The 24,788-nt window shown below is 71.8% G+C and carries 25 protein-coding genes, 1 pseudogene and 1 riboswitch; of the genes and pseudogenes, 13 read left to right on the top strand and 13 right to left on the bottom strand.

Annotation, left to right across the window (positions count from 1 at the left end; genetic code table 11):
- Positions 1-44 precede the first annotated feature (44 nt).
- The 3 genes from ACFYPM_RS01955 to ACFYPM_RS01945 are packed head-to-tail and all read right to left on the bottom strand — an operon-like array spanning position 45 to position 3,517.
- Positions 45-2,297 (bottom strand): heavy metal translocating P-type ATPase, encoded by a 2,253-nt coding sequence (locus ACFYPM_RS01955; RefSeq protein ID WP_387190203.1) that lies wholly within the window; start codon positions 2,295-2,297, stop codon positions 45-47.
- A gap of 12 nt (positions 2,298-2,309) precedes the next feature.
- Complete coding sequence (locus ACFYPM_RS01950; protein WP_387190200.1) at positions 2,310-3,293, bottom strand: hypothetical protein; 984 nt, start codon at positions 3,291-3,293, stop codon at positions 2,310-2,312.
- Between the two features lie 14 nt (positions 3,294-3,307).
- Positions 3,308-3,517, bottom strand: coding sequence for a heavy-metal-associated domain-containing protein (locus ACFYPM_RS01945; RefSeq protein WP_387190198.1), 210 nt, complete (start codon positions 3,515-3,517; stop codon positions 3,308-3,310).
- Between the two features lie 95 nt (positions 3,518-3,612).
- Between ACFYPM_RS01945 and ACFYPM_RS01940 the strand changes: the two genes are divergently transcribed.
- From ACFYPM_RS01940 to ACFYPM_RS01930, 3 genes are all read left to right on the top strand, one after another.
- Positions 3,613-3,909 carry a metal-sensitive transcriptional regulator gene (locus ACFYPM_RS01940; RefSeq protein WP_355027247.1) on the top strand — a complete coding sequence of 99 codons (297 nt, stop codon included), beginning with the start codon at positions 3,613-3,615 and terminating at the stop codon, positions 3,907-3,909.
- Between the two features lie 191 nt (positions 3,910-4,100).
- Entirely contained in the window at positions 4,101-5,474 is a 1,374-nt protein-coding gene (locus ACFYPM_RS01935) for a YibE/F family protein (protein WP_387190196.1), read from the top strand.
- Between the two features lie 166 nt (positions 5,475-5,640).
- A riboswitch (cyclic di-AMP (ydaO/yuaA leader) is annotated at positions 5,641-5,771 on the top strand.
- A 4-nt stretch (positions 5,772-5,775) separates the two neighbouring features.
- Positions 5,776-6,795 carry a coiled-coil domain-containing protein gene (locus ACFYPM_RS01930; protein WP_387190194.1) on the top strand — a complete coding sequence of 340 codons (1,020 nt, stop codon included), beginning with the start codon at positions 5,776-5,778 and terminating at the stop codon, positions 6,793-6,795.
- Between the two features lie 65 nt (positions 6,796-6,860).
- On the opposite strand, the pseudogene ACFYPM_RS01925 reads toward ACFYPM_RS01930, so the two are convergent.
- Positions 6,861-7,574, bottom strand: a pseudogene (locus tag ACFYPM_RS01925) (carbonic anhydrase); the annotation flags it as partial.
- A gap of 225 nt (positions 7,575-7,799) precedes the next feature.
- Here ACFYPM_RS01925 and ACFYPM_RS01920 point away from each other — a divergent pair.
- The 6 genes from ACFYPM_RS01920 (at position 7,800) to ACFYPM_RS01895 (ending at position 11,252) form a co-directional block, all read left to right on the top strand.
- Positions 7,800-8,135 (top strand): helix-turn-helix transcriptional regulator, encoded by a 336-nt coding sequence (locus ACFYPM_RS01920; RefSeq protein WP_387190192.1) that lies wholly within the window; start codon positions 7,800-7,802, stop codon positions 8,133-8,135.
- 116 nt (positions 8,136-8,251) lie between these two features.
- Positions 8,252-8,611 (top strand): hypothetical protein, encoded by a 360-nt coding sequence (locus ACFYPM_RS01915; RefSeq protein ID WP_387190189.1) that lies wholly within the window; start codon positions 8,252-8,254, stop codon positions 8,609-8,611.
- 157 nt (positions 8,612-8,768) lie between these two features.
- Entirely contained in the window at positions 8,769-9,566 is a 798-nt protein-coding gene (locus ACFYPM_RS01910; protein ID WP_387190186.1) for a hypothetical protein, read from the top strand.
- A 33-nt stretch (positions 9,567-9,599) separates the two neighbouring features.
- Positions 9,600-9,959 carry a hypothetical protein gene (locus tag ACFYPM_RS01905; protein ID WP_387190183.1) on the top strand — a complete coding sequence of 120 codons (360 nt, stop codon included), beginning with the start codon at positions 9,600-9,602 and terminating at the stop codon, positions 9,957-9,959.
- A gap of 13 nt (positions 9,960-9,972) precedes the next feature.
- Entirely contained in the window at positions 9,973-10,380 is a 408-nt protein-coding gene (locus ACFYPM_RS01900) for a pyridoxamine 5'-phosphate oxidase family protein (protein WP_387190180.1), read from the top strand.
- Positions 10,381-10,607: 227 nt separating this feature from the next.
- Positions 10,608-11,252, top strand: a complete 645-nt coding sequence (locus ACFYPM_RS01895) for a C39 family peptidase (RefSeq protein WP_387190178.1) — start codon at positions 10,608-10,610, stop codon at positions 11,250-11,252.
- A 14-nt stretch (positions 11,253-11,266) separates the two neighbouring features.
- Here ACFYPM_RS01895 and ACFYPM_RS01890 read toward each other — a convergent pair whose 3' ends face one another.
- The gene (locus ACFYPM_RS01890; protein WP_387190177.1) at positions 11,267-12,589 is read right to left on the bottom strand and encodes an FUSC family protein; all 1,323 of its coding nucleotides are present in this window, start codon (positions 12,587-12,589) and stop codon (positions 11,267-11,269) included.
- 162 nt (positions 12,590-12,751) lie between these two features.
- On the opposite strand from ACFYPM_RS01890, the gene ACFYPM_RS01885 reads away from it, so the two are divergent.
- The gene (locus ACFYPM_RS01885) at positions 12,752-13,357 is read left to right on the top strand and encodes a hemerythrin domain-containing protein (RefSeq protein WP_387190175.1); all 606 of its coding nucleotides are present in this window, start codon (positions 12,752-12,754) and stop codon (positions 13,355-13,357) included.
- Between the two features lie 69 nt (positions 13,358-13,426).
- Here the strand turns inward: ACFYPM_RS01885 and ACFYPM_RS01880 are convergent, their stop codons facing one another.
- Entirely contained in the window at positions 13,427-13,597 is a 171-nt protein-coding gene (locus tag ACFYPM_RS01880; RefSeq protein WP_387191422.1) for an antitoxin, read from the bottom strand.
- On the opposite strand from ACFYPM_RS01880, the gene ACFYPM_RS01875 reads away from it, so the two are divergent.
- Positions 13,596-14,024, top strand: coding sequence for a hypothetical protein (locus ACFYPM_RS01875; RefSeq protein ID WP_387190173.1), 429 nt, complete (start codon positions 13,596-13,598; stop codon positions 14,022-14,024). The genes ACFYPM_RS01880 and ACFYPM_RS01875 overlap by 2 nt on opposite strands.
- Before the next feature lie 99 nt (positions 14,025-14,123).
- Positions 14,124-15,233, top strand: a complete 1,110-nt coding sequence (locus ACFYPM_RS01870) for an AI-2E family transporter (protein WP_387190171.1) — start codon at positions 14,124-14,126, stop codon at positions 15,231-15,233.
- A gap of 9 nt (positions 15,234-15,242) precedes the next feature.
- Here ACFYPM_RS01870 and ACFYPM_RS01865 read toward each other — a convergent pair whose 3' ends face one another.
- Positions 15,243-15,893, bottom strand: coding sequence for a dienelactone hydrolase family protein (locus ACFYPM_RS01865; RefSeq protein ID WP_387190170.1), 651 nt, complete (start codon positions 15,891-15,893; stop codon positions 15,243-15,245).
- Between the two features lie 172 nt (positions 15,894-16,065).
- Between ACFYPM_RS01865 and ACFYPM_RS01860 the strand changes: the two genes are divergently transcribed.
- Positions 16,066-16,248 carry a hypothetical protein gene (locus ACFYPM_RS01860; RefSeq protein WP_357251953.1) on the top strand — a complete coding sequence of 61 codons (183 nt, stop codon included), beginning with the start codon at positions 16,066-16,068 and terminating at the stop codon, positions 16,246-16,248.
- A gap of 48 nt (positions 16,249-16,296) precedes the next feature.
- Here ACFYPM_RS01860 and ACFYPM_RS01855 read toward each other — a convergent pair whose 3' ends face one another.
- The 6 genes from ACFYPM_RS01855 to ACFYPM_RS01830 form a co-directional block, all read right to left on the bottom strand.
- Complete coding sequence (locus ACFYPM_RS01855; RefSeq protein WP_387190168.1) at positions 16,297-18,675, bottom strand: glycoside hydrolase family 65 protein; 2,379 nt, start codon at positions 18,673-18,675, stop codon at positions 16,297-16,299.
- On the bottom strand, positions 18,672-19,478 hold the full coding sequence (locus tag ACFYPM_RS01850; RefSeq protein ID WP_387190166.1) for a beta-phosphoglucomutase family hydrolase: 807 nt from the start codon (positions 19,476-19,478) through the stop codon (positions 18,672-18,674). Before ACFYPM_RS01850 ends, ACFYPM_RS01855 begins: the two co-directional genes overlap by 4 nt.
- Before the next feature lie 60 nt (positions 19,479-19,538).
- Positions 19,539-20,003: a DUF4442 domain-containing protein gene (locus ACFYPM_RS01845; RefSeq protein ID WP_387190165.1), complete on the bottom strand. Its 465-nt coding sequence runs from the start codon at positions 20,001-20,003 to the stop codon at positions 19,539-19,541.
- A gap of 63 nt (positions 20,004-20,066) precedes the next feature.
- Positions 20,067-21,056, bottom strand: a complete 990-nt coding sequence (locus tag ACFYPM_RS01840; RefSeq protein ID WP_387190163.1) for a hypothetical protein — start codon at positions 21,054-21,056, stop codon at positions 20,067-20,069.
- Positions 21,057-21,148: 92 nt separating this feature from the next.
- Positions 21,149-22,447 (bottom strand): ABC transporter ATP-binding protein, encoded by a 1,299-nt coding sequence (locus ACFYPM_RS01835; RefSeq protein ID WP_387190161.1) that lies wholly within the window; start codon positions 22,445-22,447, stop codon positions 21,149-21,151.
- A 123-nt stretch (positions 22,448-22,570) separates the two neighbouring features.
- Positions 22,571-24,781 carry a CDP-glycerol glycerophosphotransferase family protein gene (locus ACFYPM_RS01830; protein WP_387190158.1) on the bottom strand — a complete coding sequence of 737 codons (2,211 nt, stop codon included), beginning with the start codon at positions 24,779-24,781 and terminating at the stop codon, positions 22,571-22,573.
- Between the last annotated feature and the right edge of the window lie 7 nt (positions 24,782-24,788).

Raw genomic sequence — 24,788 nt, 5'->3', positions numbered from 1 at the left:
CTCCACCAGTACCCCCACCCTCACCGGTTCAACCATTACCGCCGTCACAGTCCGCGACCAACGGCGGCCGGGCGGAACCGCCGCAGCCGCAGACTGTTGGCCACCACGAAGACCGAGGAGAGCGCCATCGTGGCGCCGGCGATCATCGGGTTGAGCAGCCCCGCGGCGGCCAGCGGCAGGGCCGCCACGTTGTAGCCGAACGCCCAGAACAGGTTGCCTCGGATGATGCCCAGCGTGCGGCGGGACAACCGGATGGCGTCGACGACGGCGTCCAGGTCAGCCCGCACGAGGGTGAGGTCGGACGCCTCGATCGCCACGTCGGTGCCGGTGCCCATTGCCAACCCCAGGTCGGCCTGGGCCAGCGCCGGGGCGTCGTTGACCCCGTCACCGACCATCGCCACCGACCGCCCCTGCGCCTGGAGCCGCTTGACCACCTCGACCTTGCCGGCCGGCAGCACCTCGGCGATCACCTCGTCGATGCCCACCTCGGCGGCGATCGCGCGGGCCACCGTGGCGTTGTCCCCGGTCAGCAGGACCGGGGTGAGCCCCAGCGCCCGCAGCCGGGCCACCGCCGCCCGGCTGGTCGGCCGGACCACGTCGGCGACCGCGAGCACGCCCCGGGCGCGCCCGTCCCAGGCCGCGACGATCGCCGTACGGCCGGCGGCCTCCGCGTCGCGGACGGCCCACTCGACCTCCGGCGGTACGTCGATGTCCCGCTCCCGCAGCAGCCGGACCCGACCGATGAGCACGACCCTTCCGTCGACAGTGCCGGTCACGCCCAGCCCTTCGAGGTTGCCGAAGCCCGTCACCGGGGGCAGCGACCCCTCCTCGGCGGCGCTCGCCGCGACCGCGCGGGCGATCGGATGCTCGGAGGCAGCCTCGACCGCACCGGCGAGCCGGAGCAGCTCGCCCCGATCCGCGCCACTCGTCGGGACCACGTCCACCAGGGTCATCCGGCCGGTCGTCACGGTGCCGGTCTTGTCCAGCATGACGGTGTCCACCCGGCGGGTCGACTCCAGCGCCTCCGGACCCTTGATCAGCACACCGAGTTGGGCGCCCCGACCGGTGCCGACAAGCAGCGCGGTCGGGGTGGCCAGGCCCAGCGCGCAGGGGCAGGCGATGATCAGCACGGCGACGGCGGCGGTGAATGCGGCGGTCGGGCCGGCCCCGGTGCCGAGCCACCAGCCGAGCGTGCCCACGGCGAGGGTGATGACGATCGGTACAAAGACACCGGAGATCCGGTCCGCGAGGCGCTGCACGGCGGCCTTGCCGCTCTGCGCCTGCTCGACCAGGTCGGCCATGCGGGCGAGTTGGGTGTCCGCGCCGACCCGGGTCGCCTTGACGATCAGCCGTCCGCCCGCGTTGATGGTGGCACCGACCACGCCGTCGCCGGGACCGACCTCGACCGGCACCGACTCACCGGTGAGCATGCTGGCGTCGACGGCGGAGGTGCCCTCGTCGACCACCCCGTCGGTGGCGATCTTCTCGCCGGGACGGACCACGAACCGGTCACCGACGGCGAGCCGGTCCACCGGGATCAGGGTCTCCACCCCGTCGCGCAGCACCGACACCTCCTTGGCGCCGAGGTCGAGCAGGGTGCGCAGGGCGGCACCGGCGGTCCGCTTGGACCGGGCCTCGAAGTAGCGCCCGGCCAGGATGAACACCGTCACCCCGGCGGCCGCCTCCAGGTAGATGTTGCCGGCGCCGTCGGAGCGGGTGATGTCGAAGCGGAACGGGTGCGTCATCCCGGGCATGCCGGCGTCACCCAGGAAGAGCGCCCAGAGCGACCAGCCGAACGCGGCCAGGGTGCCGAGCGAGACAAGCGTGTCCATCGTCGCCGCGCCGTGCCGCAGGTTGGTCCAGGCGGCCCGGTGGAACGGCAGCCCACCCCAGACCACCACCGGGGCGGCCAGCGTCAGCGACAGCCACTGCCAGTAGTCGAACTGCCAGGCCGGGACCATGGCCAGCAGGACCACCGGCACGCTGAGCGCCACCGAGACCCAGAGCCGGGTACGCGGGCCGCGCAGCGGGTCGACAGCCGGCTCGGCGGTCGGTGGAGCCGGCAGCACCGCCGTGTAGCCGGTCTTCTGGACGGTCTCGATCAGGTCGTCCGGCGTGACGCCGTCGTCGTACCGGACGGTGGCCTTCTCGGTGGCGTAGTTGACGGTGGCGCTCACCCCGTCCATCCGGTTGAGCTTCTTCTCGATCCGGGCGGCGCAGGCGGCGCAGGTCATCCCGCCGATCGCCAACTCGATCCGGTTGGGCGCCTCGGGCAGCGGTCTGCTGGTGGTGGTCATCGTGTGGTCCCGTCAGTTGTGCCCGTGTCCGGGGGTGCCGTGCTCGGCGCCACCGCTCGGCGCGGGTCCGCTCGGGTTGGTCCCGGTCGGCGGGGTGGCGGCGGTCGGCGGGGTGCCGGCAACGACTGTGAACTCGGCGGTGTGCACCGTCCCGCCGTGCTGGAAGTCGAGGTAGAGCCGGTAGCTGCCGGCCGAGGGCACCTCGGCGAGGAAGCCGACGGCCGGACCGGGCCGGGTCCGCCCATCGCCCGGCGTCCCGTCCGGATGCACGTGCAGGTACGCGAGGTCACCCCGGCGCAGTGCCACCAGGTGCCCGTACGCGCCCAGGTAGGGCTCCAGGTCGGTGACCGGTCGACCGTCCCGGCTGACGGTGAAGGTGAGCGGGGCGGTGCGGCCGGGCTGCGGCGAGCCGGTCAGGGTGACCGTGTAGCCGTCGACGGTGGTGCTGGTCGCCGGGGTGGGCAGCTGTCGTTCGGTCAGCTCACCGGGGACTGTCACGTCGACGCCGAGCGTCAGCGGCTCACCCCCGGTCGGGGCGAAGTCGGCGAAGGCCCGCCACTGCCCGGGGCCGGCCAGCGGCGTGCCGACCCGCCAGGTGCCGTCCGGCGCGAGGTCGGGGTGCACGTGCCGGAAACCGGAGAGGTCCCGTCGGACCACGATCAGGTGCATCCTCTTGTCGTGCGCCACGTCGTATTGGGTCACCGGTTGGCCGTCCGGACCGGTGACCCGGAAGGCGAACTCGTCGGCCGGGGCGTCGACCGGGTCGAGGGTGTAGCCGCGGTCGGAGACGAGCAGCCCACCGGGAATCCGGTCGGCCGGGTCGCCACCCTCGCCCGTCGCCGGGACGGCGGCGCTGTCGTGTCGACTCTCCGTGCCCCCGTCGTGCCGGCTCTCGGCGACCGGAGTGCGGTCGACCACCCGGCCGATGCCGTACGTCGCTCCGAAGATCGACGCGAGGCCGACAGCAAATCCGACAAGTCTTGTCCCGGTACGCATGTCGGCCCCTGGGCTCACGCGTCGACGAGGTCGTAGCCGGCCTCGTCGACAGCGGCCCGGACGACCTGAACATCCAGCGGCTGCTCGCTGCTCACGGTGACCTGCCCGGTCGCGAGGTCGACCTGGACGTCGCCGACTCCCGCGATGGCGCCGACCTCGGCGCTCACCGCGCTGACGCAGTGCCCACAGGTCATTCCCTGCACCTGGAACGTCGTGTTGACCATCGAATCGTCTCCTTCGCCGTACCGGTACCCGGTGGGGGTATCACCACCGGACTGCACCGTATCATACCCCCCAGGGGTAGGCTATCCTGGTCGGCATGAGCGCACCCACCCCGATCCGCGGGTACACCGCCAGCAAGGACCAACTGCTCGCGCGACTCCGCCGAGTCGAGGGTCAGGTCCGCGGCATCGAGAAGATGGTCGACGACGACCGTTACTGCATCGACGTGCTCACCCAGATCTCCGCGATCCAGGCCGCACTGGACAAGGTGGCGCTGGGGCTGCTCGACGGGCACGCCCGGCACTGCATGCACGAGGGGGCCGCCGAGGGCCGGGCCGACGAGATGGCCACCGAGATGATGGCGGCGGTCGGCCGGCTGATGAAGCGCGGCTGACGACACAACCGGGTGCCGGCACCCGCGGGCGCGGGGCCGGTTCCCGGGCAACCCGGGCCGGGCACTGACCGTCCGTGATCACACGGTCGTCGGTCCGCGATCCGCCGCGCCTCGCGTCGCCTTTCGGCGAGGACACTGAACCGCGCGGCGCGCTGACACGTATCCCGGACCGGATCGTTGGGAGTCTCGACTTGGGTTCCGACCACGCCCGTCCCACTCCGTCCGCCCCACCCCGGGTGCGACGGATCCTCGTCATGACCGTGGTGCCGCTCTTCGTCGCCACCGTTGTCGCCGCGGCGCTGCTCTGGCCGCGCGGAGGAGCACCGCAGACCGACGGCGGAGCGGACGTGCCGCGCTACGCCGGCACGGTGACCCGGGTGGTGACCGAGCCGTGCCCGCCGCTGCCGTCGAGCCCCGAGGGCACACCCAGAGTCGGCACCGGGCCGTGCGGCACTGTCGACGTCCGCGTGGACGAGGGACCCGCCGCCGGCCAGCAGGTACGGACACCGGTGCCCGACGGCCCGGGCGCGCCACGTGTCGACGTCGGCGACGAGATCATCTTGGTCGAGTTGACCGATCCGACCGATCCCACGCTCAGCAACTGGAACATCGCCGAGCATCAGCGCGGCACCCCGCTGGTGTGGCTGGCGGTGGTCTTCGCCGCCGCGATCGTCGCCTTCGGCCGGTGGCGGGGGCTGGCCGCGCTCGCCGGACTGGCGGCCAGCTTCGCCATCCTGCTCACTTTCGTGCTGCCGGGCATCGGCGCCGGCCGGTCACCGCTCCTGGTGGCGGTGGTCGGTGCCGCCCTGATCATGTTCGTGGTGCTCTATCTGACCCACGGCGTCACCGCGCAGACCTCGGTCGCGGTGCTCGGCACCCTGGGCAGCCTGGTGCTGACCGGCGCGCTCGCCACCGTCGCCACCGCGGCAACCCACCTCACCGGCTTCGGCAGTGAGGACGCCACGACACTGTCGATGTTCCAGGGTGACGTGGACCTGCACGGCCTGTTGCTCGCCGGGATCATCATCGGTTCGCTCGGGGTGCTCGACGACGTGACGGTCACCCAGGCGGCCACCGTCACCGAGCTGTCGAACGCCAATCCCGGGCTGACCCGCTTGCAGCTCTACCGTGCGGCGACCCGCGTCGGCCGGGCGCACATCGCCTCCACTGTCAACACCATCGTGCTGGCGTACGCGGGCGCGTCGCTGCCCCTGCTGCTCCTGCTCACCGCCGACGCGCGGCCGATCGGGCAGCTGCTCACCAGCGAGTTCCTCGCGCAGGAGATCGTTCGCAGCGCGGTCGCCACCCTCGGGCTGATCGCCGCCGTGCCACTGACCACCGGGCTGGCCGCGATCGTGACCGCCGCCGGGCGCGCCGAGACCACGCCGTCCGTCGATGCCACCCGGTCGCGCCCCCAGGCGGACGGCCGGGCGGAGGCACTGGCTGCCCTCAACGCGCCGCGATCGCGGCGACCCGACGAGCCGGACCAGACGCGGACCCGGCCCCCATCCACCGCCACCGACGGGTGGCCGGAGTCGAACAGGAGCACGGATACGGCATGGTGACACTCCTCAGCGTGACCAGATCGGGCCTCCCCCCTGAGAACCGCGTCACTGGTTACCCAACGCTATGGCGATATGACACTTTTGGTCAGTATCCAGGCGTAGCTCAGCCAGTCGACTCTCGGGTAACCTCGCTGCCGGTTACCGATGAAGGCGCGAAGCGGCGCCTGCGGTGCCACCGCCCAATCGCCAACCGGCGAGCCGGGGACCCAGGTGTGTGGGGTGAATCCGCGTCAGCGGTAGGGGCCACTTCCGCCCCGAACCCGTCAGCTAACCCGGTCGGCGGTCGACGGAAGGGAACATTGTGACGGCACCCCTACGCCGCTGGATGACACCCGTGGTGGCCGTGATCGCCGCACTGACCGTGCTCGCCGGCCCCCTCCCGGCCCACGCCGCCCCGACGACCCCCACGCCGTCCGGGCACGAGGAGGACGGCGAGCCCAAGCTGCTCAACGACGTCATCGAGCAGGCCAACCGCGACTACTCCGCCGCCAAGTCCAAACTGGACAAGTCCAAGAAGCGGCAGTTGGAGTTGGCGCTGGAGGTGGACCGGGCCAAGGCCGACCTGGACGCGCTGGCGCCACAGGTCGGGCAGATCGCCGCCCAGTCGTATCGGACCGGTCGGATCGGCGCGCTCGCGATGCTGCTCGAAAGCAACGCTCCGGACACCTTCGTGCAGCGCGCCGCGATGCTCGACGAGATCAACATGGTGAACGAGAACAAGCTCGCCGAGGTCAACGCGGTGAAGGCCCGTGCCGAGCAGGCCAAGCTGCTCCTCGACACCGAGGTCCGCGAGCAGCAGAAGCAGACCGCCGTGATGGCCAAGCGGAAGAACGAGGCCGACAAGGCGCTCTCCCTGGTCGGCGGCAAGGGCTTCACCGGTGGCCTGGTGGACGCCACCTCGAAGGTCGCCAAGATCGGCCCGGGTCGCACCGCCGACGGTGACTGGAAGGCGCAGTCGTGCAGTGAGAACGACCCGACCACGTCCGGCTGCATCACGCCCCGCACCCTGCACGCGTACAAGGAGGTCAAGGCGGCCGGCTTCAACCGGTTCGTCGGCTGCTACCGCTCCGGTGGGCCGTGGGAGCACCCCAAGGGCAAAGCCTGCGACTGGTCGCTACAGAAGAGCGGCTTCGCACCCTGGCACAACGAGGACACCCGGACGTACGGCAACAACGTCGCCGCGTTCCTCATCCGCAACGCGGACCGGCTCGGCATCTACTACGTGATCTGGAACCGGCAGATCTGGTTCCCGGCGAGCGGCTGGAAGTCGTACAGCGGGCCGTCGAACCACACCGACCACGTACACATGTCGCTGCTCTGACCCACTGGATCCTCCGTCGAGGGCCGCTCCGCACGAAGCGGGGCGGCCCTCGACGTGTCAGGCGGCAGCGACCGGTCGGCCGACCCGGTCGGCACGCCGAGCGTCGCGAAGCCGGCCGGCACGGCGGCTACCGGGCGCACCACCCCGGCGGCGAGCCGGTACGACAAACCCACCACCGCGCACCGCCCCTGCGTTACCTCGGCCGCCAGCACGGGCGACTGGCCGAGCAGCGTCTCGACGGTCTGCGCGATGTGGATGTCGACGATACCGTCGATGTCGTCCACGCCCTCGGTCTCGGCCCGGCGCAGGCTGGGCAGCACGGCATCGACGACCGCGCCCAGGTGCCCGGGAGGCTGGTTGCCGGTCACGACGGTCTCCCGCGCGGCCTGCACCGCCCCGCACGAGTCGTGGCCGAGCACCACCACCAGCGGGGTGCCGAGGACGGTCACCGCGTACTCCACGCTGCCGAGCACCTCCGGACCGGCCGTGTGCCCGGCCGTGCGGACCACGAACAGGTCACCCAGCCCTCGATCAAAGATGATCTCGGCGGCCAGGCGGGAGTCGGAGCAGCCGACGATCACCGCGAACGGATGCTGCCCGTCGGCCACGGCGGACCGGCGCCCGGCGTCCTGGTTGGGGTGGCGCGGGTCGCCGCTGACGAAGCGCCGGTTCCCGGCGGTCAGCTCGGCGTACGCCCGGGCCGGCTCGGTGGGTGCGGACGCCCGTTCGGCGATCCGCTGCGGACCCGGCTGCCCGCCGGGAGTTCCAGGAAGACTCATCCCCGCACCTCGTCTTCATGCGTCTGACCTGCTCAGAGGGCTTATCAGCGGGCCGGCGGCGGCGCTGGCTCGGGCTCCACCGTCACACGCACCGTAAAATGCGTCAAGGTATGCGTGATTTAGATTTCATACGTTGACATCGGTTCGACCCCTGGGTGACGCACCGAACGCACGACGGGCGAGACTCCCGGGGGCAGGGCGGACGCCCGGAGAGGCGGTCACACGATGGCGAGCACGGCGACGGGCGCCACTGGCGGCGGGCGGAACTGGACGTTCCTCACCAACCACGGGCACGTGCTGTTGGCCATCGCCCGCGACCCCACCGCCCGGCTACGCGACGTGGCGGCCGAGGTCGGGGTGACCGAACGGGCCGCGCAGGCAATCGTCGCCGACCTGGAGGCGGAGGGCTACCTGCACCGCACCCGCGTCGGACGGCGCAACGAGTACACCCTCAACCCGGCCGGCCGGTTCCGGCACCCCGCCGAGGCCGACCGCCAGGTCGGCGACCTGCTCGCGCTGTTCGCCGAAACGCCCACCACGGAGGTCGACCCCCAGGTCTGACCCACGCGACGCCAGGTGGGACACCCACCGTCCACAGTGCACCTGGTGGTGGCGGTCACGTCGACCCGGGCCGTCGCCGTGCTGCGCCACGGCAGAGCAGGCGTTAGGTTGGTCGGGTGTCGTCCGCAGTGTTGGTCCGCCCGGCCCGTTGGGCTGTGCTGCGGTCACTGCGTGAGCTGACCCGACTGGCGATCACCGCGCTGGTGCTCGCGGTCGGCCTGGGCGGCGCCCTCGCCGCGACCCCACCGCCCGCCTCGACGCAGCTACGGCCCAGTGCCGTGAGCAGCCGGGTGGCGAGTGTCCGTCCCGATGCCGCGCCGGCCACCGAGCGGACGGCCCAGCCCGCTGCCGCCCGGCCGGCTGACCCGGCGGGCACCACCGCGCTGACCTCGCCGATCGCGGAGAGCCGGGGTCAGGCCCCGGCCATCGATCCCGGCCGGGGCACCCCCACGCGACGCGGTCCACCCGTCCGCTGAGCCTGGCCCGGTGACCCCGGGGCCCTGCCCGGCCCCGGGTAGTCCGTCGCAGCAGCTGAGTCGCCCCCCGACGGGATGACCGTCGCCCGGCCGCCCGCTGCCGCCGGGCTCCTCCTGCCACCCGTCGATACCCGCCTTCGACCGCGAGGTGCTGATCATGCAAACCATCCTCTCCGCCGCTCTGCCCGACCTGTCCCGAGCCGCCGTCATCTGGCTGAGCCTGCTCGGGTTCGTCGGCGTCGCCGTCTCCGCTCTGCTGGTACGGCCCGGCCGGCTCCGCCTCGATCCGGGCGCCCGGATCCGCCGCGCGGCCATGCCGAGCCAACTCGAACAGGCGCAGGAGGAGCGGGAGCAGAGCCGCTACGCGCAGGAGGTCGCCGTGGCCGCGACGCGGGCGACCACCACCGCTCAGCGCCGCCGAACGGAGTGGGTGGCCACGCAGGAGGCGGTCGAGGCAGCCTGGCAGACGTACGAGGCGGCCGAGGCGGCTGTCCGGCGACTCGACGCGGCAGCCGCCATGCCCCTGCCGCAGACCGCCCGCACCCCCGCCGAGTACGCGGACCGCGAGCGCTACCTGCACCGTGCCGCGCTGGACGCGTACTGGCGGCGGGATTTGTCGGTGGAGCAGCTCAGCGACGTCTTCGCGCACCGCGACGGCTGGGACCCGCGGCTGCACCCGGTCGCACAGGAGCTGGTGCTGCGGCGGGCGATTCGCGACAACCTGGCGGCCCGGCACGCCGCGGCCCGCGAGCAGGAGCAGATTGCCTGGCGGGCGGCCGAGTTGGCCGTCGCGGCGGCCCGCAGTCTGCGCGAGGAGGCCCACGCGGCCACCGGGCGCCGGGTCGCGGAGTCGGCGTCGGTGCTGCCGCTCAGCGAGGTGGTCAAGCCGTCGGTCGAGCAGAGCCGGGAAAACACGGTGACCGCTCGAGGCCGCGCGGCGGTGCCCGCGTTCTGAGCCGCGCGGCCCCCGGTGGGTTAGCGTGACGGCATGTCCCGAGAGGCGTGGGTCCTCGTGGTGATCGCCGGCATCCTGGCCATCGCCACACTTGTCGGTGCCGTGGTGCTGGCGGTGCGGGTGGTGCGTACGCGGCGGATGTTGACCGGGCTCGGCACCGGCGGCAAGGTCGCCTTCTACGGCGCGCTGATCTACACGATCTTCCCGATCGACGTCCTTCCGGACCCGATCTACCTGGACGACATGGGTGTCCTGGCCGGCGCGCTGATCTACCTCACCCGGCTGGTGCACAAGCGCCGGGCGGCCGCCCACCAACTGCCCGGGCAGCCCGATTCGTCGACCGATCGGGAGCGGGCACGCCGTCAGGTGCCACGATCGGGGTCGGTTCAGTGAACAGGGGACGGGCATGGCGGGCGATCATCGGTTGGACGTCCACGACGAGCGTGTCGTCGCCTTCTGCGCGGAACGGCACCTCGCGACCCTGACCACCATTCGTGCGGACGGGACCCCACACGTCGTACCGGTCGGGGTGACCCTCGATCCGGCGGCCGGGCTGGCCCGGGTCATCACCTCTGGCAGCTCCCGCAAGGTCCGTCAGGTGGCCGCCGCCGGTGCGGCGGGCGCGGCGGTGGCGGTCTGCCACGTGGACGGCCGCCGCTGGCTGACCATTGAGGGCCGCGCGGTGCTGCGGTCGGATCGGGCCGCCGTGGCGGAGGCGGAGCGCCGCTACGCCGAGCGGTATCGCACCCCCCGTCCGAATCCGGAACGCGTCGTCATCGAGATCACCGTCACCGGGCTGCTCGGTAGCCTCTGACCCCCGCGGTGCGCAGGAATCCCGCCCAACCGGCGGCCGTTGCACCTCTCGTGACGCCCGTACCTCCGCGGCCGGCGGAATGCCCGCCGGAGCAGGGTCGTTACGCCCCCGGTACGGCAGCGGTTCAGACCGCCGCTGGTCGTCGCCCCGGTGCTGAGCCGAGCGCCATTCCCGGTGCTGCGCCCTCCGCCAGTTGGAGGCGCCAACCCCCGAACGGAGACTCGACCATGAACCCGATCATCCAGAAGAGCGGCCTGTCCGTCGTCGGCATGCTGGTCGCCGGCGGCTGTGCCCTCGGCCCGGCGATGGCCGCCCAGGCCGCACCGGCTCCGGCCGCGCCGACCTCGTCGAGCCAGAGCGACCGGTCCGCCGAGCGGGTCCTGAGCGTGGACTACCAGGCGCAGCCGAACTTCTTCTACTGCGGCCCAGCCGCCACCCGGATCGCGCTGTCCGCCCAGGGCAAGTCGCTCTCCCAGGACGAGGTGGCCAAGCTGCTCGGCACCACCGAGGCGGGCACCCCGTCGGCGCTGGACACCACCCGGGTGCTGAACGAGCTGACCGGCGGTAAGTACCGGACCACGGAGATTCGTGACTCGGTGGCCCGCCCGGACCAGGTCGAGCAGCTACGCCGGAACGTGCGGGCAGCGGTGGACGCCGGCCGACCGGTGGTGGCCAACATCAAGGGCACCACGGTGGACACCGACGGCAACCCGCACTCGTACGAGGGTGGCCACTACGTGGCCCTCGTCGGCTACGGCGACGGTGGCGACAGCATCCGGGTCGCCGACCCGGCCGACCCGGCGCTCGGGGAGTACTGGATGAGCCTGCCGAAGGTCGCCAACTGGATCGCCGAGCGCGGCTACTCCTCCTGAGCAACCCGAACGGCTCACCGGGCCGGTCGCTCCGTCACGGGGCGGCCGGCCCGGCTGTCGTCGCGCATCCGGGCGGCCAGGTGCGCACGACGACGAACCCGGGCGGCCCGGGTCGGACGGACCCGCCGCAGTTGTCGCCGGACCGGTGGGTGGACTTCGGCCACGCCGACGCCGGCCGCCCGGCGCACGATCCGGTTGGCGTCTTCGGCTTCGCAACCGGAGGCCCGGAGCAGGTCGCTCGCCGACGTCCGCAACCCGGTGACGAGCGACTCACCGAACGATCTGACCCCGCTCGCCGAGGCCCGCCCGGCCAACTCGGCGCTCTCCTCGACCAACCGGCGGGTGCGCCGGGGATCATCACCCACCCGGCACTCCCTGCGCATCTCTACCACCGCCTGACCCAACCGGCTCATCGCGTCCGGCAACTCGGGTGGGATCGGCTCGTCGTACTGGAGTGCGGTCGTCGCCCAGCGAGCCAGTGCGCGGGTGTCCAGCAGCAGCCGCTCCAGGTGATCCGCGCTGCGGGCGTACCTGTGGTACTGCTCGCGGCGGTGCCAGCGGGCCGGCGCGATCGTCACCACCTCCTCCGCGCCGCTGAGGGCGTCGTGGAGCCGACCCAGGTCGTCGTCGGTGCCACGCAGCCGCTCCAGGACGCGCAACGTCCCGTCGCCGTCGCGCGCCCGCAACGCGGTCGCCAGATCGCCGAGTTGCGCGCAGAGGATCGCGTAGATCGGCGCCGCGGCCCGGTCCAGCACTCGCATCGGGTTGATCGGCAGCAGCAGCGCCACCACCACCAGACCCACCACCCCGCCGACGAGCGCGTCGAAGATCCGGGGCACCTCCAGCCCTCGTTCCATCGGGGCCAGCGTGGCGATCAGCACGGCCGTACCGCCGGCCTGACCGACGAGCGGGCCGCCCTTGCCGGCCACCAGCAACGCGGCGGCGATGGCCAGCGCGACCACCACGCCGGTCTGCCACGGGCCAGAGCCGAGCAGGAAGCGCAACGTGTCGCCGATGACGATGCCGAGGGCCACTCCGGCCAGCAGCGCGAAGGTGCGCCTCGCCCGCTGCCCGATGGCGGTGGCGATCGTACCGACGGCGGCGGCGGGGGCGAAGACGTGCGATCCGGGGCCGAGCAGATTCTTGGCGAGCAGCGCGGCGATCGCGGCGGCCAACCCGGCCTGGAGTGAGATCACCAGGGTGACCTCCCACTGCCGGGCCCGGATCCGGCCCGCCTGCCCGCTGCGGTGTCGCACCCGTCGGACCGCCCGACCGCTCCGCTGGGCGGCGTCGTCGAGCCGCGACTGCTCGCGGTCGGCTGGGCGGTCGTCGGCCATGGCGGCGGTTACCCCGGCATCGGCCACGCAATCGTGCCGGTCGCGCCCCACCGACACCACCGGCACCGTGCAGCCCATCGACATCCGGAGGTTTGCGCAGCCCCGTGGGGGTACCAGGGCCACACACCTCCCACCGATCCGCAACCGGTAAGGGGCCGTGACATGACCAACCCACCGACCGAAGACGACCAGGACGTCGTCGACATCCTGGTCGCCGACCACCGTGAGGTCGAGACACTCTTCGTCGAGCTGGAAACCCGGCAGGGCACCCCCGAGTACCGCCGCCAACTCGTCGACGTGGTGATCGCCGAGCTCGTCCGACATGCCGTCGCCGAGGAGGCGTACGTCTACCCGACGGCACGCAAGACACTCCCCGACGGCGACGAGATCGCCGATCACGAGATCACCGAACACGCCGACGCCGAGCGGACCATGAAGGACCTGGAGTCGCTCGACCCGTCCGACCCTCGCTTCGACGAGTTGCTCGCCCACCTGACGAGCACCATCCGGCACCACGTGCAGGACGAGGAGAACGAGTTGTTCCCCCGGCTGCGTGCCGCCACGGCCCGCGAGGAACTCGTCGAGCTGGCCGCCAAGGTGACGGCGTTCAAGAAGGTCGCGCCCACCCGACCACATCCGGACGCACCGGACCACCCGCCGGCTAACAAGCTGCTCAACCCGGGCACCGGGATGATCGACCGGTTGCGCGACGCGCTGAGCGGCCGACCGACCTCGATGAGCGAGCTGCGCGAGAAGCAGCAGCGCTGACCGCGCCCGGTCCGGAACGGACACTCCCGGGTCGCCGAGGTGTCGGCGGCCCGGGAGATGTCGGCTACGTCAGCGGACCTGATCACCCTCGCCGGTACGTGCCTGGGCCTGGTCGACGCCCTTGTCGATCTGGTCGTCGTACTTGCCGCCGGTGCGCTTGTCGGCCATGTCACCGGCCTTCTCCACACCCTGGTCGACCTGCTTGTCGTGCTTGTCCGCGAAGTCGTTGGCCTTGTCCATGAAGTCACCCACGGCGATCCTCCTCGAATTCGTCCTTCTCCCTTCGTTCCCTGGGTCAGCCAGCACAAACGCCGACGGCAACCGGGGCAACACCAGCACGCCGTACGCGATCATGGCCAACGAGTACGTCGGCGGCGGGTCGGCGTACCAGATCGCCGGCCGCGGCCAGGCCGCCCTCGGCGGTGACCGTCTCGCCCCGTACGCCGGTGGGAATGCCTGGGTGCTGGTGCTGTCGGCGGACCTGCAGAGACGTCCCACCTGGACGGTCGTCGCCGGCGCGGTACGCGGGGTCGCCGCCGGCTCCGGGACGGCGGTGGCCGCGGCCCGGCTGGACAAGGCACCGTTCTGGCGCATCCGCGACGTACGGTCCGGCGGCCCGCCCGCCGGGGGCACCGGCTCCCTGGCGGCCTGGCCCGGACCGTCCTGACGCAACCCGCCACGCCGGCCGATCATCCAGCGTTGGTGCGACGGGGTGTCGGCGTGCGCCCGGGCGGGTACCGACTCGCCGAGATCGAGGAGGACCGACATGGCGACAGAGGATTCCGGGGCGGGCACCGGGGAGACAACGGACGGCGCCGGAGGGCGCCACGCGTGGGCGGCGCTGCCCTGGCTGGTCCGGACGGCCGTGCTGTGGAGCGCCTGCCTGGTGGTGATCGTCGCCGGGCTCTACCTGCTGGGCAAGATTGCCGTCCTGCTGGCGCCGCTGGCCATCGCGCTGGCCGCCACCATCTTCCTCACCGCACTGCTCGACCCGGTGCTGCTCCTGCTGCGTCGGCTGCGTCTGCCGGCGGCACTGGCCGCGCTGTGCACCGTACTGCTGCTGCTCGGCATCCTGGTCGGCGTCGGCGCGTTGGTGTGGAACCTGACCGCCAGTCAGTTCGACCAGCTCAGCCAGGAGTTGACACAGGGCGTCGAGCGCAGCCGGGACTTCGTGACGTCCACGTTGCCGGTGAGCGAGGCACAGCTGGACCGGCTGGTCGACCAGGCCCGGCAGGGGCTCAGCGGCAGCTCGCCGGACCCGGTGGCGGGCGCCCGGACGGCCACCGAGGTGTTCGGTTCCGCACTGCTCGCCCTGGTGCTGCTCTTCTTCCTGCTCAAGGATGGCCGGTCGATGTGGCACTGGCTGGTGTCCCGGATGTCCGGCGCGACCCAGCCCGTGATGGCCGAGGCCGGCCGGGCCGGGTGGCAGACCCTGGGTGCGTACAGCCGGGGCACGATGTTGATCGCCGCCATCGACGCGCTGGGCATCGGGTTGGCGCTTGTGGTGCTGCGGGTGCCGCTCGCCCTGCCGCTGGCGCTGATCACCTTCCTCGGCGGTTTCGTGCCGATCATCGGAGCGACGGTTGCCGGTGCGGTGGCGGTGCTGGTGGCGCTGGCCGCGAACGGCCCCACCACCGCCCTGCTCACCCTGGCCGCCGTGATCGCCGTCCAGCAGATCGAGGGCAACCTGCTGGAGCCGCTGGTCATGAAGCGGCAGGTCCGGTTGCACCCAGCGGTGATCCTGGTGGCGGTGACCGCCGGCACGCTGATCGCGGGGATCGCTGGCGCGTTCGTCAGTGTCCCGATCACCGCGGTCCTCTGGCGCGTCATCGACACCGTCCAACAGCGCCGGGCCGCCTCGGCCCTCACGTCCTGAGGGTGATCGTCAGCGCAGCCGTGTGGTGAACCACGCGCCAGCCTGCTCGGCGACCTGCTCCAGGGTGCCGGGCTCCTCGAAGAGGTGGGTGGCACCGGGGATCACCCGCAGCTCACCGACCTCCCCCAACTCCGCGAGCGCCCGCTCGTTCAGCGTGATCACTTCCTCATCCAGACCGCCCACCAGCAGCAACGTCGGGGTACGCACCTGGGCCAGCGCGGCACCGGCCAGGTCCGGCCGACCGCCCCGGCTGACCACGGCGCCCACCCGATCCGCGCGGGACGCCGCCGCGACCAGGGCGGCGGCGGCTCCCGTGCTGGCCCCGAACAAACCGATCGGAACGTCACCGGCGGGACGCTCGACCGCCAACCAGTCGATGATCCCGGCCAGCCGGCTGGCCAGCAGCCCGATGTCGAACCGCAGCTCGGCGGTGCGGGCGTCCACCTCGTCCTCGCCGGGGCTGAGCAGGTCCACCAGCACTGTCCCGAGCCCGCGGTCGTGCAGCGTACGGGCCACCGCCACGTTGCGCGGGCTGTGCCGGGAGCTGCCGCTGCCGTGCGCGAAGAGCACCACGCCGGCCGGCTGGGCGGGCAGCATCAGGTCGGCGGGAAGCTGAACGTCCCCGACCGGGATGGTCACCGTGCCGCGCTGCTCGTCCATGCACACCTCCGGAGCGCTCGTCTGCCGCCCCGGATACCCCACCCACCGCAGCGCACGCGCCCGAGCGAGCCCTCGCCGTCGGCCTCGTTTGCCAGACGGACCATCGGGTAGGCGACGAACGACCGCAGACCGTGTCGGCGCAACCGCGCCCCGACGGATCGCGAGGATCGCCATGGCCAAGCAGCAGATTTCCCAGCAACAGCAGCAGACGACCGAGCAGGCCCGGCGTGAACAGGACGCCGAGCGCGACCCGGACTTCGGCGACCAGGCCGCCTCGGCCCGCCTGCCCGACGATCCGAAGGCCGCGGCGCCCCGAGACGCGATCGGGCGGCCGTCGACCGGCGAACCTGTCTGACGTGACGTGGTCGCGGCGGTCGGGGCGGGAGCACTCCCGCCCCGACCGTCACTGCGCGTTCGCGCGCTCGGGCAGCCGCAGCAGCGGTGACCTGCCCGGTGGCTGCTCCGGCGGCGGACCGGCCGGCTCGGCCTGCGGCACCGGCACCGTCACCGGTTCGTCGCAGGTCACCCGCAGCACCTGGTCGTGGTGGCGCAGCTCCACCACGTCGTCCGGACCGCCGTGACGCAGCGAGTACGTCGTCTGGTGCGGGCGGACATCCACCCGCAGCGACAGCCCCCGCCACTGCAGGGAGAACTCCAGTCGGCTGAGTCGGCTGGAGAGCCGAGGCGCGAAGGACAACTCGCCGTCGTGGTCCCGGAGCCCGCCGAGTCCACTGACCAGGGCGAGCCAGGCACCGGCCAACGACGCCATGTGCACGCCGTCACGGGTGTTCTCGTTGAGGTCGTGCAGGTCCATGAGGGCGGCCTCACGCAGGTAGCTGTGCGCGAGTTCCGGGTGGCCCACCTCGGCGGCGAGCACCGCCTGCGTACAGGCCGACAGCGACGAGTCGCGTACGGTGCGGCGCTCGTAGTAGAGGAAGTTGCGGACCTTCTGCTCGGGGGTGAACGCGTCCCCTCGCCAGTGCATGGCGAGGACGAGGTCGGCCTGCTTGACCACCTGCTTGCGGTACAGCTCGAAGTACGGGTAGTGCAGCAGCAGCGGATACTTCTCCGCCGGGGTGTGCGGGAAGTCCCACTCCTGTAGCCGGGTGAAGCCCTCCACCTGCTGGTGCACGTCGAGTTCCTCGTCGTACGGGACGTGCATGGAGGTGGCGGCATCCCGCCAGCTCGCCGCCTCCTCGTCGGTGACCCCGAGGTGGAACGCCTCGTCCCGGTAGCGCATCACCACGTCGGCGGCCGCGAGCAGGTTCCGCTGTGCCATCAGATTGGTGTAGATGTTGTCGTTCTTCACGGCGGTGTACTCGTCCGGGCCGGTGACACCGTCGATGTGGAACTGGCCGTGCCGGTCGTGGTGGCCGATCGAACGCCACAGCCGGGCGGTCTCCACCAGCAGCTCCAGCCCGATGTCCCGCTCGAACTGGGTGTCTCCGGTGACCATCACGTAGCGGCGCGCGGCGTCGGCGATGTCGGCGGCGATGTGGAAGGCCGCCGTGCCGGCCGGCCAGTAGCCGGAGGACTCCGGCCCCTCGATGGTCCGCCAGGGGAACGCGGCACCCCTGAGGTTGAGCGTCTCGGCACGCTCCCGCGCCGAGTCCAGCGTGCTGTGCCGCCACTGCAACGCGCTGCGCACCGCGCTCGGCTGGGTGTACGTGAGCACCGGAAGCACGAACATCTCGGTGTCCCAGAAGGCGTGTCCGTCGTAACCGGGACCGGTAAGCCCCTTCGCCGAGATCGGCCGCTGCTCGGCCCGCGCGCCGGCCTGGAGCACGTGGAAGAGACCGAACCGGACCGCCTGCTGCACCTCCGGGTCGCCCTCGACCAGCACGTCGGACGCGTCCCAGAACGCGTCGAGGTAGGTGCGCTGCTCCCGGTGCAGGCCGTCCCAGCCGTCGAGGCGGGCGCCGGCCAGTGCCGCGCCGACCTGGTCGCGCAGCGCGGGCAGGGACCGCCGACTCGACCAGCTGTACGTCAGATATTTGATCACCCGCAGCTTCTCGCCGGGTTTGAGCACGCAGGCGATAGTGGTGCGCACCCAGTCCTGGTAGCCCTCGGACTCGATGGTGGTGTGGTCCGGGCCGTGCACCTCGTGCTCCATCGCGGCGGCGACCCGCAGCCCGGAGACCTTGGTGCGGTGGATCAGCTGCCCCCCGTCCGGGGTGGTCAGCTCCTCCTCCGCCTGTAGGGGTGACTCCAGCACCGCGGCGACCCGGGGGTCCTTGCTCTGCGCGGGCAGCGACTCGTTGGCCACCAGCTCGGACTGCACGATCAGCCGAAGCGGGCCGTCGACGGCCTCCACCTCGTAGCTGATCGCGGCGACCGAGCGCTGGGTGAACGAGACCAGGCGGGTGCTGCGGACCTTGACCTCCCGGCCGGCGGGCGAGCGCCAGTGCAACTCCCGGTGCAGGGTGCCGGCCCGCATGTCGAGGATCCGCTCGTGGGCCAGCAGCTCCCCGTACCGCACGTCGAGTGGTTCGTCGTCGACGAGCAGCCGCATCAGCTTGCCGTTGGTGACGTTGACGATCGTCTGCCCGGACTCGGGGAAGCCGTAGCCGGCCTCCGCGTACGGCAGCGGGCGCAACTCGTAGAACGAGTTGAGGTAGGTGCCGGGCAGGCCGTGCGGCTCGCCCTCGTCGAGGTTGCCGCGCAGCCCGACGTGCCCGTTGGAGAGCGCGAAGACCGACTCCGACTGGGCCAGCACGTCCATGTCGAGCCGGGTCTCGCGGACGTGCCACGGCTCGACCGGATAGGCCCTCTCCCGGATCACGTCTGGTCCCGTCGGGCGCTCGGCTGGTGCGGGGCAGCGGTGCGCGCCGGCTCCGGCGGATCGGCGGCGTCGAGCAGGTCGGCCAGGTCCCGCACCACGATGTCCGCGCCGTGCGCGAGCAACTCGTCGGCCTGCCCGACCCGGTCGACGCCGACCACGTAACCGAAGCCGCCCGCTCGGCCGGCGGCCACCCCGGAGAGCGCGTCCTCGAAGACGACGGCCTGTGTCGGGTCCACGCCGAGCAGCCTGGCCCCGGCGAGGAACGTGTCCGGTTCCGGCTTTCCGCGCAGCCCCTCGGCCCGCGCCACCAGCCCGTCGACCCGGGCCTCCAGCAGCGGCGTCAGCCCTGCCGCGGCGACCACCTCGGCTCCGTTGGCGCTCGCGGTCACCACTGCCCGGCGCAGCCCGGCGGCGGCCGCCGCCTGCAGGTAGCGCACCGATCCCGGGTAGACCTCGACGCCGCTGTCGCGGAGGTGCCGAAGCAACAGCACGTTCTTGCGGTTGCCCACGCCGTTGACGGTGTCGGCGTCCGGTGGGTCGTCCGGACTGCCCTCGGGAAGCACGATGCCACGGGAGGCGAGGAACGTCCGGACGCCGTCGGCGCGGGGTCGGCCGTCGACGTAGCGGTTGTAGTCCGGCCCAGGATCGAAGGGTTGGAACGGTTCGCCGGAGACGGTGGCGCGCTGCCGGAGAAACTCGTCGAACGTCTGCGTCCAGGCGGCGTTGTGCACGCGGGCGGTCTGCGTCAGCACACCGTCCAGATCGAAGAGACAGGCGGTCACGTGAGCAGGTAGGCCCAGCACGGTACGAATCTATCCACCCCGCTGGGCCCGCAAACCCGTTTCGGCCTCCTTGGCACGGTTTCAGTTGGGTCGCAGCGTCCAGATCACCGTCAGGGCCGACGTCGGCGTGCCGTCTTCGGTCGCGATCTCCACGTCGACCCCGAACTCCGGCCGCCGGCCGGACTCGAACTCCTCGATCACGTCGAGGGCGGGCCGGCCGAGCCGCGCGGTGGCCCGCACCGGACCCATGGCGAGCTTGCGGTAGGCGATCTCGGCTCGGACGGCGAGCGGCACGGCCCGGTCGAGCAGGTGCCCGAAGGCCGCCAGCACGACCGCGCCGGAGGCCGTCTCGCCGAGGGTGAAGAGGGCGCCCGCGTGCGGGCCGCCGACGTGGTTGTGGGTGGCCGGCGAGTCGGGCATCCGGACGACCGCCCGGACCCCGCCCGCCGCCTCGGGCGCCACCTCGACGAATTCGAGCCCGAGCGTACGGGCGAAGGGCACCGCTTCGAGTATGCCGGCCGCCACCTGGCGGGAGTCGATGGTCATGAGTCGACGTTACTAGCCGGTAACCAGGCCGGCAACAGGCGTTTTCTCACCTTCGGCCGAGGCTCAGAGGTTGCCGATCGTCCGCAGGATCTCGGCGTAGAAGTTGCCGTCGATGCTGCGGAAGAAGGCGAAATCCTGACCCGGGTCGCCGAAGAACGGGCGCAGCGTCCACGCCAGTTGGGTGCCGACGAAGCCGAAGAGCAGGATCCAGATGTAGAGCAGGGTCATGCTCGCCGGCCGCTGCGTCGGTTCACCCCGTCGAATCGAGCGGTCGTTCCAGGAGTGCGGGTAACCGGGCGGCAGCGTGCTCACCGGAGGCGCACCGGCGGCCTGGCCACTCCCCTGCGCCGGAACGTGCGCCGGCGCGACGCTCGCGCCGTTCGGTGCGGGCTCGGCCACCGCGACCGCGGCCGGTACGGTCGCCGGCGCGGCACCCGCAGGGACGGCCGGAGCGGCTGCCGGCGCCGAGGCGGTGGGCACCCCGGTCGGCGCCGCCGGAGCCGGGGCGGTGGCGTGCGCGTTGACCTGGGCGTTGGCGGTCGACGGCGCGGCGAGCAGGCCGTGCTCGTTGAGCACCTGCATGCCGCTGGTCAGGAAGCGCAGCCCGACAAGTGCCGACAGGGCCAGGATCGCCACGTTGAGCAGCTTGAAGAACCCGTAGTCGTTCGCGGTGATCAGAAAGAAGAGACTGATCGGCGCGAACGCCACCGCGAGCATCGAGGTGACCGTGATCGCCACCATCACCAGTGCCAACGACTGGCGCACCGAGAGCCGGGCGCCGAAGACCAGGTTGAACAGGTAGAGCGTGGGCAGGCAGATGACCAGGGTGACCAGGAACAGCAGCGGCAGCTTCAGCGCCGAGGTCAGCGCCATCAGCGGGCTGTGGAAGAAGCCCAGCACCGCCCCGTAGCAGGCCAACGCGATGGCGGAGCTGGTCAGCATCCGCCCGGTCAGCTTGTTGAGGTCACCCTCGGCCACGATCTGCTGCCAGATGCCCTCACGATCACGCAGGATGCGCTCGATGACGAGCGGACTGGGACGGTCACCCGACACGGGCGCACCTCTTTCGGTGGTCTTTCACTGTGGACTGGTGGGCAGACGGTAGGGCACCCCGGGCCGGGCCGCCACCCTGCTCCGGTGAGTCCTCAACGCCACCCCACATCGATCCGGGCACCCCGCTCGTCGAAGAAGTGCAGCGCGTCCATCCGAACCGAGACGGCGAGCGGGTGACCGGCGGTCACCGCCGGGTACGGCGCCAACCGCACCGCCAGCTCCGCCGGGCGGCGGTGGTGCCGGCCCGGATCGGGAAGCACACTGGTCTGGGTGCCACTGCTCGGCACCTCCTGGGGCTCTACCGGCTTACCGGTGAGTCGCTGCATCACCGAGCCGAACCGACGCAGGCCGCGCTGGCCCACCGGCGGCGGGTCGAGCGGCGCACCCATCTCGTCGACCATGATCGCGGTGGCGCCGATGTCGAGGAACGCCAGCGACTCGTGCCCGTGGTGCTCCAGGTAGCGGATCCGCCCGCGCAGCACGTCGCCCGGGCTGTCCGCTGCGACCGGGGTGAGCGCCTCGGCCCGCATGCCGACCACGATCCGCTCGCCGTGGTAGTGCGCCACCGCCCGACTGCGAATGTCGTTCCAGGGCAGGTAGAGCGACTGCTCACCGAGGTTGAGCGTGACGTACCGGTCGAGGTGGACGTAGACCGAGGCCTCCAACAGGTTCATCCGGGGGCTGCCCAGGAAGGCGGCCACGTAGAGCGTCGCCGGCCGGCCGTACACCTGGGTGGGTGTGCCCACGTCCTGGAGGACGCCCTTACGCATGATGGCCACCCGGTCGGCCATGGTGAGCGCCTCGGCCTGGTCGTGGGTGACGTAGACGGTGGTGACGCCCAACTCCCGGGTCAGCCCCGAGATCTCCGCGCGCAACTCCGCCCGCAGGCCGCTGTCCAGGTTCGACAGGGGCTCGTCCATGAGGAACAGGCCGGGCCGGCGGACGATCGCCCGGCCCATCGCCACCCGCTGCCGCTGCCCACCGGAGAGCTGGCCGGGCTTGCGGGCCAGCACGTCACCGATGCCCAGCGCGCTGGCCACGTCGCCGACCCGCTCACCGCGCGGCTCCGGCTCCACCCCGGCCAGCCGCAGCGGAAAGGCGATGTTGTCGCCGACGGTCATGTGCGGGTAGAGCGCGAAGTCCTGGAAGACCATGGCGATCTTGCGGTCCCGTGGGGGCAGGTCGTTCGCCAGCTCGCCGTCGAGCAGGACGGCCCCGCTGGTCGGGTCCTCCAACCCGGCGATCATCCGCAGCACGGTGGACTTTCCGCAACCGGACGGTCCGAGGAGCACCATGAACTCGCCGTCGTTGACATCGAGATTGATGCTGTCGACGGCCATGGTGCCATCTCTGAATACCTTGGTCACATCCTTGAGCGTGACGGTACTCACCGTCGTCCCCCCCAGTTGGTCGGCCGAACCCCTGAAGACTGTGACCAGGATCATTGGTTTAGGACATCGGGTAAACGTCCTATGTTCAGTCGGTGACGCTGCTATTAAGCGACAAAAGTCCGATCAGCAGCTTCCGGACCGTTCAACCGGCTCGCCGAGGAACACCTGACGCACCACCCGCTCCGCCGCGTGCCCGTCGTCCAATGTGCAGAACCGACCCCGGAAATGCTCGCGCGCCCTGGCCGCCGCATCCGACCGCACCGCGTCGGTCCGGAACAGGTCGAGCAGATCGTCGAAGGTGGTGGCCACCGCACCCGGCGGTTCGGCCGTCACGTCGAAGTAGACACCACGGGCCAGCCGGTACGCCGCCCAGTCCGGGGCGTACAACACGATCGGCCGATCCAGCACCGCGTAGTCGAACATCGCCGACGAATAGTCGGTGACCAGTACGTCTGCCACCAGGTAGAGATCCTCCACCCGCTGGTGGCCGCTGACGTCGCGGACCCGCTCCCAGTCCGCCGGTCGACCGGGACGCCGATCACGGTCGTGGAAGTAGTGACTGCGCATCAACAGCCGGCCCGAGTCACCGAGCGCCCGCACGAACCGGTCCGGGTCGAACGGCGGCCGGTAGCCGGGCAGGTGCTCGCGGTGCGTCGGGGCGTACAGCACGACCTGCTCGTCGGGGCCGAGGCCGAACTCCGCGCGCAGTCGGCGCACCTCGTCCGGGCCGGCGGTGACCAGCCGGTCGTTGCGCGGGTAACCCACCTCAAGGGTCGTGTACGTGGCCGGGTACGCGCGGTCCCACATCTGGGTGGAGAAGCTGTTCGCGCTGACGCTGTAGTCCCAGCGGTCCACCCGGCGCAGCAGCCCGGCGAAGTCCATCCGGCCGGCACCGATCGGGTAGCGCTGCTGATCCAGCCCCATCACCTTCACCGGAGTGCCGTGGTGGGTCTGCAGGTGCACCTGCTCCTGTCGCTTACGGACGAAGTCCGGAAAGTTGACGTTGTTGACCAACCAGCGGGCGCGGGCGAGCACCCGGTAGTACGCCGGGGTGCCGGCGACCACGTACTCCACCCCGGCCGGTACGGCGTCCACCCGGTCCCGGCGCACGATCCACACACCGCGAATCCCCGGCGCCAGCCGGCGGGCGACCTCGTAGATCGCCGCCGGGTTGCAGGAGTAACCCCGGTACCAGTAGGCGGCGTACACGGCGAGGCTCGGATCGACAGGTCGCCGCAGCTCGGCCCGGTAGTACTCGCGCAGCAACCCGTCGCGGGTCAGCCGCGCACCGCGCCGAGCGACCGGGCCGACCCGGCGCCGGGCAGTGCGGGCCTTCCGGCGGGCGGTGTCCCGCGCCCGGCTCGCGGCCCGCAACGCACTGAAGGTGTGCCACCGACCGGAAGCGACAAGCCGGTGCTTGAGCCCCTCCACCCCGTCCGGCACCGGATAGCCGCCGGGGGGCAACCAGCGTTCGTAGTCGGCGGTGATCTGCGCGAAGAACGCCGGCCGCAACTCCGGGGCGATCCGCTGACCATTGCCGAGCACGGTCAGGTAGTGCCAGATCATCCGCTCGAAGACCGCCGGGCGCAGGGAAGCCGTCGCCGAGCCCCACGCGTCCATCAGGTGGAAGACCCGGTGCCACTGCGGGAAGACCTCGAAGTGCCGGTCCCCCCGGGTCCGGGTGATCGCGCCGGCGCGGCGCTGCCGGTAGTTGACGCAGACCCGATCCAGTACGCCGATCCGCTGCGCCGCCATCAGCACCGGGTAGCTGAACGAGACGTCCTCGTACCAGCCGGGCGCGAACCGTAGCCCCAGGTCGGTCAGGAACTCCCGGCGGACCAACCGGTTCCACGCGGTGTGCAGCAGGTGCATCGCCGCCGGTCGGTCCCGCAACCGGAAGGTGCCCGCGCCGGGCGACTCGGGGAACACCTCGGCCATCGCGCTGCGGGTGGCGGTGTCGTTCCAGTGGGTCCGGACGTGGTCGACGAGCAGCACGTCGGGGCGGGTCACCCGCAACCGCTCGGCGACCTCCGACAGGCACTCCGGCGCCAGCCAGTCGTCGCCGTCGAGGAACCACACGTACTCGCCGACGGCCCGGTCCAGCCCGATGTTGCGAGCCGGACCGAGGCCGACGTTCTCCGGCAGCCGGACCGACCGGACCCGCCGGTCGCGGGCCGCGTACTCGTCGATGATGTCGCCGCTGGCGTCCGGCGAGCAGTCGTCGACGGCGATCACCTCGATGTCGGTCTCCGGCTGACCGAGGATGGAGTCCAGGCACTCGCGCAGGTATCCCTGCACCCGGAAGGCCGGCACCACGAAGCTGATCAGGGTCATCCGGCCG

It is taken from the genome of Micromonospora sp. NPDC005203 (assembly GCF_042872705.1).
GTDB lineage: Bacteria > Actinomycetota > Actinomycetes > Mycobacteriales > Micromonosporaceae > Micromonospora.
This window is presented reverse-complemented; position numbering and strand designations above follow the sequence as displayed.

Bases quoted from the DNA above. Each gene is read 5' to 3' on its own strand.
- ACFYPM_RS01955 (WP_387190203.1), bottom strand. From the start codon at position 2,297: ATGACCACCACCAGCAGACCGCTGCCCGAGGCGCCCAACCGGATCGAG.
- ACFYPM_RS01950 (WP_387190200.1), bottom strand. From the start codon at position 3,293: ATGCGTACCGGGACAAGACTTGTCGGATTTGCTGTCGGCCTCGCGTCG.
- ACFYPM_RS01945 (WP_387190198.1), bottom strand. From the start codon at position 3,517: ATGGTCAACACGACGTTCCAGGTGCAGGGAATGACCTGTGGGCACTGC.
- ACFYPM_RS01940 (WP_355027247.1), top strand. From the start codon at position 3,613: ATGAGCGCACCCACCCCGATCCGCGGGTACACCGCCAGCAAGGACCAA.
- ACFYPM_RS01920 (WP_387190192.1), top strand. From the start codon at position 7,800: ATGGCGAGCACGGCGACGGGCGCCACTGGCGGCGGGCGGAACTGGACG.
- ACFYPM_RS01910 (WP_387190186.1), top strand. From the start codon at position 8,769: ATGCAAACCATCCTCTCCGCCGCTCTGCCCGACCTGTCCCGAGCCGCC.
- ACFYPM_RS01905 (WP_387190183.1), top strand. From the start codon at position 9,600: ATGTCCCGAGAGGCGTGGGTCCTCGTGGTGATCGCCGGCATCCTGGCC.
- ACFYPM_RS01900 (WP_387190180.1), top strand. From the start codon at position 9,973: ATGGCGGGCGATCATCGGTTGGACGTCCACGACGAGCGTGTCGTCGCC.
- ACFYPM_RS01895 (WP_387190178.1), top strand. From the start codon at position 10,608: ATGAACCCGATCATCCAGAAGAGCGGCCTGTCCGTCGTCGGCATGCTG.
- ACFYPM_RS01890 (WP_387190177.1), bottom strand. From the start codon at position 12,589: ATGGCCGACGACCGCCCAGCCGACCGCGAGCAGTCGCGGCTCGACGAC.
- ACFYPM_RS01885 (WP_387190175.1), top strand. From the start codon at position 12,752: ATGACCAACCCACCGACCGAAGACGACCAGGACGTCGTCGACATCCTG.
- ACFYPM_RS01875 (WP_387190173.1), top strand. From the start codon at position 13,596: ATGAAGTCACCCACGGCGATCCTCCTCGAATTCGTCCTTCTCCCTTCG.
- ACFYPM_RS01880 (WP_387191422.1), bottom strand. From the start codon at position 13,597: ATGGACAAGGCCAACGACTTCGCGGACAAGCACGACAAGCAGGTCGAC.
- ACFYPM_RS01870 (WP_387190171.1), top strand. From the start codon at position 14,124: ATGGCGACAGAGGATTCCGGGGCGGGCACCGGGGAGACAACGGACGGC.
- ACFYPM_RS01865 (WP_387190170.1), bottom strand. From the start codon at position 15,893: ATGGACGAGCAGCGCGGCACGGTGACCATCCCGGTCGGGGACGTTCAG.
- ACFYPM_RS01860 (WP_357251953.1), top strand. From the start codon at position 16,066: ATGGCCAAGCAGCAGATTTCCCAGCAACAGCAGCAGACGACCGAGCAG.
- ACFYPM_RS01845 (WP_387190165.1), bottom strand. From the start codon at position 20,003: ATGACCATCGACTCCCGCCAGGTGGCGGCCGGCATACTCGAAGCGGTG.
- ACFYPM_RS01830 (WP_387190158.1), bottom strand. From the start codon at position 24,781: ATGACCCTGATCAGCTTCGTGGTGCCGGCCTTCCGGGTGCAGGGATAC.